This window comes from Sinorhizobium prairiense (assembly GCF_029201645.2).
Classification (GTDB): Bacteria; Pseudomonadota; Alphaproteobacteria; order Rhizobiales; family Rhizobiaceae; genus Sinorhizobium; species Sinorhizobium meliloti_A.
In genome coordinates, this window is sequence record NZ_CP104131.1 from 1,199,354 (window position 1) to 1,210,875 (window position 11,522).

The window sequence follows — 11,522 nt, forward strand, 5'->3', positions numbered from 1 at the left end:
AGGGTCTGACTATCGTTCCGGTGGACAAGCGTCCGCGGTGACGACGAGCCGATGGCAAACACACGCGCGGTTGTGTTAATGGTGGCCCACAGCCATCAGGTCCCTCCATGATTCCGTCATCTGCTCCCGCATTCGTCGCGGGGCCCCCGCCGCGCCATTTCGCACTCCGCATCGCGCTTCTCTTCTCAGCGCCGCTGATCGTCAACGGTTTCGCGATGCCGTACTTTCCGGTCTGGCTGAGCAGCCTGTCGCTCAGCGACTTCGAAATCGGCATAGTGCTTGCAGTTCCGATGTTCGTCCGGGTGATCACCGCACCGCTGGCGGGCGTTCTCGCAGACCGAATCGGGGAGCGGGCGATCGTCCTGATCTGGTCGGGCATCCTGTCCTTCGCCGGGGCAATCGTTCTTTTCTATGCGCAGAGCTTCTGGCCGGTGCTCGTCATCTACACGCTGCAATCGGCGGTTTATTCGCCCTATGTGCCGATCGTTGAGGCGATAGCACTTTCGGGCGTGCGGCGCTGGGGATTCGACTATGCGCAGATGCGTGTCTGGGGATCGGTCGCCTTTATCGGGGCGACGATGCTGGGTGGCTGGCTGATCGGAGTCGTCGGCGGGCAGATGGTCCTGCCCGCAATGGCGGCAGGCTTCGCGCTCACCATACTGTTGGCGGTGGCCGCGCCGCGTGTCGGCCGTCCGCGCAGGCCATCACCGATTACCGCAATCACCGAGCCGCCGCCGCAATCGCTGCGCCAGGCGGACCTGCAACTGCTTTTGGTCGGCGTGACGCTGGTCAACAGCAGCCATGCGATGCTCTTCGCCTTCTCTGCCATCTACTGGCAGCATATAGGCTACAGCGGCACGCAGATCGGCATTCTCTGGAGTGCCGGCGTCGCAGCGGAAGTGCTGATGTTCTTCCTTGCCAGGGCGATCGTCCGCCGGTTCAGCGTCTGGACGATGATTTTCTCCGGCTGCCTGCTCGCGGTCGTGCGCTGGCTGATTTTTCCGATGGATCTCGGCTTCTCGGGCTATTTCGTTCTGCAGTGCTTCCACGCCTTCACCTATGCGATCATGCATACGGGCATGCAGCACAAGCTGGTCGAGCGTGTCGCGGAGGAGCAGGAGGCGTCGGCGCAGGGGCTTTACTTTTTCTACACCGGCATCTTCACGGCGATCTTCACCTTTCTGTCGGGCTATTTCTACGCCTGGTTCGGCGTCGACGGCTTCTACTCCATGTCGGTGGTCGCGCTTTCCGGCTGCCTTTTCACTTTCCTCGGCTGGTATCTTCAGCCCCAGAGGCTGGCTTCCGGCGGAAAGACGAGCGAGGCCTCGTAGCGAAGGCCCGGCGTGCGGTCTTTCGAGAGCAGCAGCGGTCCGTCGAGATCCACGAAATCCGCGCCCTGCGCGACAAGCACCGCCGGCGCCATGGCGAGCGAACTGCCGACCATGCAGCCGACCATGATCTTCAGGCCGAGGGCTTCGGCCGCGGCGCGCATGCGCAGGGCCTCGGTCAGCCCTCCGGTCTTGTCGAGCTTGATGTTGACCGCATCGTAGCGGCCGACGAGCCTTTCGAGGTCCTCCGTGGCATGCACGCTTTCGTCGGCGCAGACGGGTACGGGGCGGGGCAGGGAGGCGAGTATCTCGTCGCGGCCGGCCGGCAGCGGCTGTTCGATGAGGCTGATGCCGTTCTCGGCGCAGGCGGTGAAATGGGCCGTAAGGTTGGCTGCCGTCCATCCCTCATTGGCGTCGAGAATGATGCGGCTCGCCGGCGCGCCGCTCCTGACGGCGCGAATGCGCGCCGTGTCGTCTGCCGTTCCGACTTTCACCTTGAGAACCGCCCGATGGGCGTGTTTCTCGGCCTGGGCCCTCATCTCATCCGGTTCGCCGAGCGATAAGGTGTAGGCGGTGGTCAAAGGCGTCGGGCCGGCTATTCCGGCGAGCGCCGCAGCGGAGCTTCCACTGCGCTTTGCCTCGAGATCCCATAGGGCGCAGTCGACCGCGTTTCGAGCGGCGCCGGCCTTCATCGCCTTCTGCAGGTCCGTGCGTGTCATACCCTCTTCGATGAGCTGTCGTACGGTCTCGATGGCGCTCAGCACCGACTCGACCGATTCGCCGTAGCGCGCATAGGGAACGCACTCGCCCCAACCCGATAGCTCGCCGTCGGTGACGCGGCAGGTGACGACGCTTGCCGTGGTTTTCGAGCCACGCGAAATGGTGAAAGCCCCGGCGATCGGGAAGTGTTCAACGGTGGCTGTAAGAGAAATCGGCATAGGGACCCCTTGACTTCATACGCTCCGGACCGCGGACGGCGGACTTTCGCGAAGCTTCCGGCCCATTGTGTCATTTCTGTCGCACCAAGGGCACTGTACGACTTTGAATTCCCGCATGATTTTGTCATCAAATCGATTCTGGTTTAAGAGACTATGCGGAGAACGAACTGAAAGACCGATATCACGTGACGCGTGCCCAAACAGAGACCGCTGCCGACGTCGTCGTCGATGAGGGCGCCGCCGGAAACGGTCGGCGCTATGTGTTCAGCGGCGACTGGCGGCACGAGACCGCGGAGGAGATGGCCGCCAAGCTGAAGCGGCTTGAAAAGCCCTCCGATGGGCAGAGCGAGTTTGACTTCTCCGGCATCACCGCGATGGACACGGCCGGTGCATGGATCATTCGCCGCTTCATGCACGGGACAGCCGACGACGTTCGGTTCACGGGCGGCGAGCGTTATGCCGAACTGGTCCGCGCACTGCCGAAGCAACTGCGCAGCCCGGAAGAGAGTGGTACCAGAATGCCGCTTTTTCAGCGGCTGTTTACGCCCGTGGGTGAGCTGACGGTCTCCATCTGGACCGACACGGTAGCGGCCATGTACATCCTGGGGTCTGCGGTACGCGGCGCGCAGATGAAGCTCGGGCGTCACGCGGGCGTTTCGCCTGCTGCGATCGTCCATCAGATCGACCGCATGGGCGTCATGGCGACGCCCATTATCACCCTGATGTCGTTCCTGATCGGCGCCATCATCGCGCAACAGGGAGCGTTCCAGCTCCGTTCTTTCGGAGCGGAAATTTTCGTCGTCGATCTCGTCGGCATCCTGCAATTGCGCGAGATCGGCGTGTTGCTGACCGCGATCATGATCGCCGGTCGGTCGGGCAGCGCGATTACCGCCGAGATCGGCTCCATGAAGATGCGCGAAGAGGTCGACGCGCTCAAGGTCATGGGCTTGAGTCCGGTCGGCGTTCTCGTCTTTCCGCGTCTCGTGGCGCTGACGATTGTCTTGCCGCTCCTGACGATCATTGCGAACTTCGCCGCCCTTGCCGGCGCCGCCATGGTGGCATGGGCCTATTCCGACATCACGATCCCGACCTTTTTGGCGCGGCTGCAGGAAGCTGTCGATTTCTCCTCGGTCGCGGCCGGTATGATCAAGGCCCCCTTCATGGCCTTGATCATCGGCGTCGTTGCCGCAGTCGAGGGACTGAAGGTCGGCGGCAGCGCCGAGTCGCTCGGGCGGCGTGTGACCTCCTCCGTCGTCAAATCGATATTCGTCGTGATTCTGATCGACGGATTGTTCGCCATGTTCTACGCGGCAATCGATTTCTGAGGTAGGCGAACATGGTTCAAGCGGTCATCGAAAAGCAAGCGGATGCGGGGAGAAGCGAGAGGCGGTTCTCTCCGTGCGCGATCTGACCGTCGGCTTCGGAGACCATGTGGTTCTCGACAATCTCAATCTCGAAGTGCTGCGTGGTGAAATCCTCGGCTTCGTCGGCGCCTCGGGTACCGGGAAGTCCGTACTGATGCGCACGGTCCTTCGGCTTCTGCCCAAGCGTTCCGGCACGATCGAAATTCTAGGCGCCGACTACGACAAAATGGGCGAGGCCGAGCGCATCGCACTCGATATGCGCCTCGGAGTGCTGTTCCAGCACGGCGCGCTTTTCTCGGCCCTGACGGTGCGTGAGAACATCCAGGTGCCGATGCGCGAATATCTGGATCTGCCGCAGGACCTGATGGACGAACTCGCGCGCCTGAAAATCGAACTGGTCGGCCTCGCACCGGAGGCCGCGGAGAAATACCCTCGGAGCTTTCCGGCGGCATGATCAAGCGCGCGGCGCTTGCGCGCGCGCTTGCGCTCGATCCCGATCTCGTCTTTCTCGATGAGCCGACATCCGGAACTCGATCCGATCGGGGCCGCGGAGTTCGACGAGTTGATCGCCAAGCTGCGGGACACGCTTGGATTGACCGTGTATATGGTGACGCACGATCTGGACAGCCTGTTTTCGGTCTGTGACCGGATCGCGGTGCTCGGCAACAAGCGCGTTCTCGTCGAAGGCACCATCGAGGATATGCTCGCCTGTGACGAGCCCTGGGTGAAGTCTTATTTCCGGGGCAAGCGCGCAAGGGCGATCGTGCGCGAGCAGGATTGAGACGAGAATGCGGGAGGCGGGGGAGCTACAGCAAGCCTGCTCGCAGAATACATGAACAGGCGGCAAGGACCGCAAAGGTAGGTAATGCCGATGGAAACTAAAGCGAATTATGCCATTGTCGGCTTCTTCACCGTCCTGGTCATCGCCGCGGCCTTCGGCTTCGTCTATTGGATGTCGCAATATGGCCGAACCGGCCAGATGGTCGAACTCGTCGTCAACATTCCCGGATCGGCCAATGGTCTGTCGGTGGGCTCACCGGTGCGCTTCAACGGCATCAACGTCGGCAGCGTGCGCAATCTTGCGATCGATGCCAATGATCCTCGCTATTCGATTGCGATCACCGAAGTCTCGGCCGATGCGCCGGTCATGAAATCCACAACGGCGACGCTCGAGGTGCAGGGGCTGACGGGAGCGGCCTATATCGAGCTCAGCGGCGGTCGCAAGGGGGACGAGAATATCCTCAAGACCGCGCTGGAAAACGGCACCCAGGCGCACATCCTTGCCGATCAGTCGAGCGTCACCAGCCTGCTGGCGACCGCGGACCAGATCCTCGACCGCGCGAATTCGGCGATCACGGATATCCAGAGCTTCGTCACCGACGTGCGTGGCCCGCTGACGGCCACCATCGGCAACGCGGAGCGCTTTTCCAAGGCGTTGGCGGACAATTCCGGTGCGATCGACCAGTTCCTGAAAAGCGTCGAACAACTGTCCGGCTCCGTCAATGCTGCATCGAAGAAGCTCGATGATACGCTTGCGAGCGCGGACAGGCTGATCAAGTCGGTCGACCCGAAGAAGATAGACAACATCGTCAGCAATGCCGAGCAGGTGAGCAACAATCTGAAGGATGCTTCAGGCGGGGTATCGGAAGCGATCGCCGGATTCCGGCGCACGGTGGAAACCTACGATCAGTTCGGCAAGAGCGCGCAACAGACGTTGAAGCGGGTCGATACACTGGTGGCTGCCGTCGACGCGCAGAAGGTCGGGCTGGTCGTCAACGATATCACGGCCGCGAGTGCGGACGCCCGCAAGATCGCCGCGCAGGTTTCGGACTTTGCCGAAAAGATTTCCGCCCGGCAGGGGGACATCGATCAGACGATCACCGATTTCACGCAAATGTCCAACAAGCTGAATGCGGCATCGAACCGGGTCGACAGCATCCTGGTGAAGATCGACGGCTTCCTCGGCGACGCGGACGCTCCGTCGCTTTCTGCGCAGGCACGCGAAACGCTCGAGTCCTTTCGGCGGGTGGCGGAGAACCTGAATGCGCAACTGGGCCCTATAGCCGAAAATCTCAAGCGTTTCTCCAATTCGGGACTGCGGGACGTCGAGGCGCTCGTCGGCGACACGCGTCGCACGGTTCAAAGCCTGCAGAATACGATTTCCGAGTTCGATAAAAATCCGCAGCGGCTTCTGTTCGGCGGCGAAACGGTTAAGCAATATGATGGCCGCACGCGTCGGTGATTCGTTTATCGACGGTCGCGGGCAGGTTGCGTTGAGGGCGGGAAGCTGAACGGCGCCGCGTTGCTAGGGGATATTTGGCGTATGGGTTTTCCGGGTCTGGTAGGTTTTCGTGGCGCGAGAGGGGCCCGGTCTGCGGTGGTTCTTGCATTGGCGGCGATGCTGGCGGGGTGCGGCTCGCGCCAGGCGGCCAACGACACGTTCAGTCTGGCGTCCGTTCCTGCGGTGGAGCGTCCGGGAGCTACGAACCGCCAGCTTCTCGTGCCTGAACCGACGGCGCTGAAGACGCTGGGCAGCGACCAGATCGTCGTTCGTCTTTCGAGGTCGGAACTGCAATACCTCGCCAGGGCCCAATGGGGAGACAGTCTGCCGCGTATGGTGCAGGACAGGCTCGTCCAGACATTCGATAACACCGGCAGGATTCGCGTCGGTAAACCCGGCCAAGGGCTCGCCATCGATTATCAATTGATAACCGAGCTCAGAGCCTTCGAAATATCCACCGATGGACCGGCAACGGCGGTCGTCGAGATATTCGCCAAGCTACTGGACGACCGGAACGGTACCGTCCGCAAACAGCAGGCCTTCCGCGCCGTCGTGCCCGTGCGTGGCGCCGGCAATCCCGCCTTCGTCACCGCACTCGACGCCGCTTTCGCCAGGGTCGCGGCCGACATCGTCGGCTGGACGCTCAGCTCCATCTGAGGGAAGCCGTCTCTCTGATGATTATTTCTGATCTGAGATCAGCCGCATTTGTGCAGGTGAGGGGCCGCTCACCCGCGCCCCGCCTTCGCGCGTTCGATGCGATTGACGACTTCGGCGACGCCTTCGACCGATAGGGCCGCCTCCTCGGCGCGGGCGATCTCCTCTTCGGTCGCCACCGTACCGGCGAGCAGGATCGTACTGCCCGAGCCCGTCACCGTGACCTCTATGGCGTCGAGGCCCGGCGCGACCGCAAGACAATGAGCGACCCGGCGCTCGAGTTCGGCGGGATCTTCGGCAGGCAGCCTCTCGGGGTCATCGCCGAAGAATGTCCTTTTCTTGAAGACCATGCGTCGCTCCTTCTCTCCTGGAGAGGGAAACGCCGACGCGGCGCATTTGTTCGCCGCCTCAACGATGGTCGAATAAGCTGCGATTCACGGCCAGCGTACGAGTGGGGGCAGGGAGGAGAGGATCGACTCCACGTTGCCACCCGTCCTGAGACCGAAGATCGTGCCGCGGTCGTAAAGCAGGTTGAACTCGACGTACCGGCCGCGGCGCACGAGCTGCTCGTTTCTATCCTGTTCGGTCCAGGGCTTGTGGAAATTCGTCCGGACGATTCTCGGATAGACGAGTGCGAAGGCTTTGCCGACATCGCGCGTGAACGCGAAATCCGCGTCCCAACCGCCGAGCTCCTCCGCAGAGCGCAGCCAGTCGTAGAAGATCCCGCCGGTGCCGCGCGGTTCGTTCCGGTGTTTCAGGTAGAAATACTCGTCGCACCACTGCTTGAATTTTGCATGATCGGCGACGGGGTGCCTATTGCAGGCGATCTCCATGGCACGATGAAAAAGGACGGTATCCGGATCGGTCATGATGCGCCGGCGGTCCAGGACCGGCGTGAGGTCCGCACCGCCGCCGAACCAATTGCTGGTGGTCACAACCATGCGCGTGTTCATGTGCACGGCAGGGACATTGGGGTTGACCGGGTGGGCGATCAGCGAAATGCCGGATGCCCAGAAGCGCGGATCTTCGCTCGCGCCGGGAATTTGGTCGCGGAACTCCGGCGAGAACTCGCCGAAGACGGTGGAGGTGTGAACCCCCACTTTCTCGAAGACGCGCCCTTCCATCATGGACATGCGACCGCCGCCACCGGCACCTTCCTCGCGCAGCCAGTCCTTGGCGAGGAAACGGCCTGCCGGACGATCCGACAGCGGACCTGTCAAATCGTCCTCGATCGCCTCGAAGGCGGCGCAGATCGTGTCGCGGAGGCTTTCGAACCAAGCCTTCGCCGCTGCTTTCTTGTCTTCGATGTCGGCCGGCAGGCCCTGTGGCAGTTGCGGTCTTTCCATGGGAATGCACTTCCGTTCGCGGATTTCCCTGCTGAAAACCGCCGATTCGATGTCGCCGCCACAGTCCATATTTTCAGCGGCTTGGCAACGGTGCCACGGCGACAGCGACAGTCTACCGCAATCAGGGCCTCATCGCAGGATCGGGACAAATGACTGGCAATAATGCGGCGCTCATCCTATCTTTTCGCCAGAGGTATGGCCCATGGCGAAGATACCCCCAGGACCGCCGCTGGACGGCTTGCGGCGCCAGATCGCCCGGCATCGCCGGGAGCACCCCACACGAAGAGACGGGCTTTTCGTGCGCGAGACGTTTCGGCTCGAGCGCGATGCCGCGCGGGCCAAGGCGCGGGAGTGGTTCGATACCTGGCCAAAGGCTGCCTATTGGACCGAAGTCGAGAGCTGGCGCCAGCTCGAAGGCGGCGAGATCGAGTTCACGATGCGCCGTCTCCCGAGCGCAGACTGATTGCCCCCGATCCCACCGTTCATACCGACAGGCAAGATGCATCTTTGTCCATCGATAATAGCGTGGCCAAGATCATGGCGGCGCGATAAACCAGTTTGTGTCTCCCTCTCGCCATTGCGCGTATTCCCGAACCTGCCCCGATGCCCGTTCTCCGTTCCATCATCGTGCTCTCCATCACCCAGATCATCGCTTGGGGAGCGATGTTCATGTTCGTCTCGGTGACGGCGGTCGGAATGGCGAACGATCTTCTCCTGAGGCCTTCGGCAATCTATCTCGGCCCGACCGTCATGCTGGTCGCGATGGCCTTCTGCTCACCGCTGCTTGCGCCGGTCTACGCGCGCCACGGGGCGCGGCTCGTGCTCGCTTTCGGTTCGGCAGCCGCGGCTCCGGGGCTGTGGTTGCTGGCCGGCGCCGGAGGTCCGGTTTCCTATTTTGCGGCCTGGGGCATTCTTGGTCTGGCCGGGGCGGCAGCACTCACGACTTCGGCTCAGGTGTTCCTCACGGAGATCGCGGGCGAGGGCGCGCGTCGTGCCATAGGGGCGCAGATGCTCGCCATGGCGCTCGCACCCACGATCGCCTGGCCGGTCACGACTTTCTGCGAGGCGGCTCTCGGTTGGCGCGGCACATTCGTTCTTTATGGCGCGGTGATGCTCCTTGCCTGCGCGCCCTTGCATTTTTTCGCTTTGCCCAGGCGCGAGCCGCCAAAATCCGATCCCCGGGTCGCCAAATCGAATCGATCTGCGTCGCCGGCTGTTCGTCGCCAGTGGCGCGTCGTTGCCCTGATCACGGCGGCGGTCGCGCTCAACGGCTTTGTTACCTGGGGTTTTCAGCTTGTGGTGATCGATCTTTTCCGCAGCTTTGCCGTGCCGGGCTATCTGGCGGTCGGCTTCGGGTCGGCCATCGGGTTCATCCAGCTCTCGGCGCGGCTTTTCGATTTCCTCGGCGGCAATCGCTGGGACGGGTTGACGACGGGCTTGGTTGCCGCGGCGATCATGCCGCCGGCACTGCTGGCGCTCGCGCTTGGGCAAGGGGCGGAATGGTCGATCGTTCTCTTCCTCGTGCTCTATGGCCTTTCAAGCGGCGCCATGTCCGTCAGCAGGGCGACGATGCCGCTCGTCTTCTTTTCTTCTACGGAATATGGGGCGGTGGTGGCGCGCCTCGGCCTGCCGCTCAACCTGGCGTTCGCCGCCGCCCCGCCGTTCTTTTCGTTCCTGCTTGGCGAGGCGGGCAACAGGTGGACGCTGGCGTTTGCGCTTCTCTGCTCCCTCGGTGCGTTGGCCAGCATGGCTCTGCTCTCCCGTATGAGGCCTGGACAGTCGGGTCAGCCGACTAACTGGCCTCATGCTCCGCCCCATCGGCGGGATCGATGAGGCGCGGCCCCGTTCCTTCGGAGGCAAGAACGTCCCATGGATTGCGCAAGGGACAGTCGCGCATCGACAGGCAACCGCAGCCAATGCAGCCTGTGAGCTGATCGCGTAGCGCCGTCAGCTTGGCGATCCGCTCGTCGAGCTGCTGCCGCCAGGTCTTCGAGAGCCGTCCCCAGTCGTCCACCGTCAGCGGCCGGTCGTCGGGGAGCACCGATAGGGCCGACTGGATCTCGGCAAGCGGGATACCCGTACGCTGGGCAACCTTGATCACGGCCACCCGCCTCAGGACGGAACGCGGGTAGCGCCGCTGATTGCCCCGGCTGCGATTGCTGCGGATGAGGCCCTTGGTCTCGTAGAAATGAAGCGTCGACACCGCGAGGCCGCTGCGTTCGGCCACTTCGCCGACCGTCAGTTCGCGCTTGACATCATTGGGTTTGTCTTTTTTCACGGCTGCTATTGACCTCAACTATAGTTGAGGTTCTATAGCATGAGCTCCCTGTAACCGACAACATGGAGCCGACATAGCATGACTGAAAAGATGACCCTTGCCCTGATCTACGGCAGCGCACGGCAGGGCCGTTTCTGCGACACGGTCGCGAGCTGGCTCATTCGTGAGCTCGAGACGTCCGACGTGTTCAGCCTGACGATCATCGATCCCGTCAGAATGAAAAGCGCTCGCGGCGACAAATCCGCCGGTCCAGCCGAGTGGATGGAGCGGAAGGTCGCCGAAGCGGACGCATTCATCGTCATCACTCCGGAGTACAACCACGGCTACCCGGCGGCCTTGAAGGAGATGATCGATGCGGTCTATGAGCCCTGGCACGCAAAGCCGGTAGCCTTCGTTTCCTATGGCGGCGCATCGGGCGGCATACGGGCCGTCGAACAATTGCGGCAGGTCTTCGGCGAATTGCACGCCGTCACCCTTCGCGACGGAATCTCCTTCGCGAAGGCCTGGTCGAAGTTCGATGCGGCGGGAAATCTCTACAAACCGGAAGAGATGCGTGCGCCGCTATTCCTGATGATCGACCGGCTGACCTGGTGGGCGCGCACCCTGAAATACGCCCGCAAGGCAACGCCCTACAACGAGATCGCCGCATGACCGCCGTCAGGACACCGGACCGGGGTGCCGCTGAGGGCCGCCGCTCGTTTCGGCTCAGAAGGCGCCGGTCTGCCGCAGCGCTTCTCCAGCGATCATGGCGGTTGCCATGGCGATGTTGAGCGAACGCTGGCCGGGCGCCATCGGTATGAGGATGCGCGCTTCGGCCCGTTCGTGGACGTGATCGGGTACCCCGGCGCTTTCCCTGCCGAAGAGAAGGACGTCGTCCGGCCGGAAGCTGAAGCGCGTATAGGGGGCGGCCGCCTTGGTGGAGGCGAGCACGAGGCGTCTGCCGGTGCTCGACCGCCATGTTTCGAAACGCTCCCAGCTGACGTGCCGAGTCATGGTCACCGCCGCGATATAGTCCATTCCCGCACGCTTGAGATTGCGGTCCGAAAGATCGAAACCGGCAGGCTCGATGATGTCGACCGAAAGACCGAGGCAGGCGGCGAGCCGCAGGATCGTTCCGGTATTGCCTGGAATGTCAGGCTGGTAAAGGGCGATGCGGAGGTCGTTCATGCGCTTGTCGATAGAATGGATTGGAGCGTGGGAGTGATTGATGACGGTTCCTATGCCACCGATCGGCTTCGCGATCCATGGTCGGGTGTCCTCCGAGACGATTCATTCGGGGCCGCTTCTTTTGCCGCCGCTAATTTGTGCCGTATTGGCAACAGACCAACGGTCG

At 62.5% G+C, this 11,522-nt stretch carries 12 protein-coding genes and 1 pseudogene; 8 read left to right on the forward strand and 5 right to left on the reverse strand.

The genetic code is table 11. The features are described 5' to 3' along the window. Nucleotides 1–107: 107 nt before the first annotated feature. Nucleotides 108–1,331, forward strand: a complete 1,224-nt coding sequence (locus tag N0Q91_RS08360; protein ID WP_100673106.1) for an MFS transporter — start codon at nucleotides 108–110, stop codon at nucleotides 1,329–1,331. Here the strand turns inward: N0Q91_RS08360 and dgcA are convergent. After that, nucleotides 1,283–2,266 (reverse strand): N-acetyl-D-Glu racemase DgcA, encoded by a 984-nt coding sequence (gene dgcA / locus N0Q91_RS08365; protein ID WP_275597832.1) that lies wholly within the window; start codon nucleotides 2,264–2,266, stop codon nucleotides 1,283–1,285. The two genes, N0Q91_RS08360 and dgcA, sit on opposite strands and share 49 nt — an antisense overlap. Nucleotides 2,267–2,451: 185 nt before the next feature. Between dgcA and N0Q91_RS08370 the strand changes: the two genes are divergently transcribed. From N0Q91_RS08370 to N0Q91_RS08385, 4 genes and pseudogenes are all read left to right on the forward strand, one after another. Beyond that, nucleotides 2,452–3,591 (forward strand): ABC transporter permease, encoded by a 1,140-nt coding sequence (locus tag N0Q91_RS08370; protein ID WP_100673108.1) that lies wholly within the window; start codon nucleotides 2,452–2,454, stop codon nucleotides 3,589–3,591. A gap of 11 nt (nucleotides 3,592–3,602) precedes the next feature. Next, nucleotides 3,603–4,411: pseudogene (locus tag N0Q91_RS08375) on the forward strand (ABC transporter ATP-binding protein). 90 nt (nucleotides 4,412–4,501) lie between these two features. After that, complete coding sequence (locus N0Q91_RS08380) at nucleotides 4,502–5,872, forward strand: MlaD family protein (protein ID WP_164867046.1); 1,371 nt, start codon at nucleotides 4,502–4,504, stop codon at nucleotides 5,870–5,872. An 81-nt stretch (nucleotides 5,873–5,953) separates the two neighbouring features. Continuing rightward, nucleotides 5,954–6,568 carry an ABC-type transport auxiliary lipoprotein family protein gene (locus tag N0Q91_RS08385; protein WP_100673111.1) on the forward strand — a complete coding sequence of 205 codons (615 nt, stop codon included), beginning with the start codon at nucleotides 5,954–5,956 and terminating at the stop codon, nucleotides 6,566–6,568. A gap of 68 nt (nucleotides 6,569–6,636) precedes the next feature. Here the strand turns inward: N0Q91_RS08385 and N0Q91_RS08390 are convergent, their stop codons facing one another. After that, complete coding sequence (locus tag N0Q91_RS08390) at nucleotides 6,637–6,915, reverse strand: BON domain-containing protein (protein ID WP_100673112.1); 279 nt, start codon at nucleotides 6,913–6,915, stop codon at nucleotides 6,637–6,639. Between the two features lie 84 nt (nucleotides 6,916–6,999). Continuing rightward, a complete protein-coding gene (gene hemF / locus N0Q91_RS08395; RefSeq protein ID WP_275597833.1) occupies nucleotides 7,000–7,911 on the reverse strand; it encodes an oxygen-dependent coproporphyrinogen oxidase in 912 nt (303 codons plus the stop codon). Between the two features lie 202 nt (nucleotides 7,912–8,113). Between hemF and N0Q91_RS08400 the strand changes: the two genes are divergently transcribed. Continuing rightward, nucleotides 8,114–8,374, forward strand: a complete 261-nt coding sequence (locus tag N0Q91_RS08400) for a hypothetical protein (protein ID WP_003534130.1) — start codon at nucleotides 8,114–8,116, stop codon at nucleotides 8,372–8,374. Between the two features lie 140 nt (nucleotides 8,375–8,514). Beyond that, on the forward strand, nucleotides 8,515–9,744 hold the full coding sequence (locus N0Q91_RS08405) for an MFS transporter (protein ID WP_275597834.1): 1,230 nt from the start codon (nucleotides 8,515–8,517) through the stop codon (nucleotides 9,742–9,744). Here the strand turns inward: N0Q91_RS08405 and soxR are convergent. Then, a complete protein-coding gene (gene soxR / locus N0Q91_RS08410; RefSeq protein WP_100673114.1) occupies nucleotides 9,704–10,189 on the reverse strand; it encodes a redox-sensitive transcriptional activator SoxR in 486 nt (161 codons plus the stop codon). The genes N0Q91_RS08405 and soxR overlap by 41 nt on opposite strands. A gap of 78 nt (nucleotides 10,190–10,267) precedes the next feature. Between soxR and N0Q91_RS08415 the strand changes: the two genes are divergently transcribed. Further along, a complete protein-coding gene (locus N0Q91_RS08415) occupies nucleotides 10,268–10,840 on the forward strand; it encodes an NADPH-dependent FMN reductase (protein WP_010969495.1) in 573 nt (190 codons plus the stop codon). Between the two features lie 54 nt (nucleotides 10,841–10,894). Here N0Q91_RS08415 and N0Q91_RS08420 read toward each other — a convergent pair whose 3' ends face one another. Further along, nucleotides 10,895–11,356 carry a tRNA (cytidine(34)-2'-O)-methyltransferase gene (locus tag N0Q91_RS08420; protein ID WP_100673115.1) on the reverse strand — a complete coding sequence of 154 codons (462 nt, stop codon included), beginning with the start codon at nucleotides 11,354–11,356 and terminating at the stop codon, nucleotides 10,895–10,897. Nucleotides 11,357–11,522: the final 166 nt, after the last annotated feature.

Coding starts and splice junctions, on each gene's coding strand:
- N0Q91_RS08400 (WP_003534130.1), top strand. CDS start 8,114: ATGGCGAAGATACCCCCAGGACCGCCGCTGGACGGCTTGCGGCGCCAG.
- N0Q91_RS08405 (WP_275597834.1), top strand. CDS start 8,515: ATGCCCGTTCTCCGTTCCATCATCGTGCTCTCCATCACCCAGATCATC.
- N0Q91_RS08415 (WP_010969495.1), top strand. CDS start 10,268: ATGACTGAAAAGATGACCCTTGCCCTGATCTACGGCAGCGCACGGCAG.
- N0Q91_RS08380 (WP_164867046.1), top strand. CDS start 4,502: ATGGAAACTAAAGCGAATTATGCCATTGTCGGCTTCTTCACCGTCCTG.
- hemF (WP_275597833.1), bottom strand. CDS start 7,911: ATGGAAAGACCGCAACTGCCACAGGGCCTGCCGGCCGACATCGAAGAC.
- N0Q91_RS08390 (WP_100673112.1), bottom strand. CDS start 6,915: ATGGTCTTCAAGAAAAGGACATTCTTCGGCGATGACCCCGAGAGGCTG.
- N0Q91_RS08360 (WP_100673106.1), top strand. CDS start 108: ATGATTCCGTCATCTGCTCCCGCATTCGTCGCGGGGCCCCCGCCGCGC.
- dgcA (WP_275597832.1), bottom strand. CDS start 2,266: ATGCCGATTTCTCTTACAGCCACCGTTGAACACTTCCCGATCGCCGGG.
- N0Q91_RS08420 (WP_100673115.1), bottom strand. CDS start 11,356: ATGAACGACCTCCGCATCGCCCTTTACCAGCCTGACATTCCAGGCAAT.
- N0Q91_RS08385 (WP_100673111.1), top strand. CDS start 5,954: ATGGGTTTTCCGGGTCTGGTAGGTTTTCGTGGCGCGAGAGGGGCCCGG.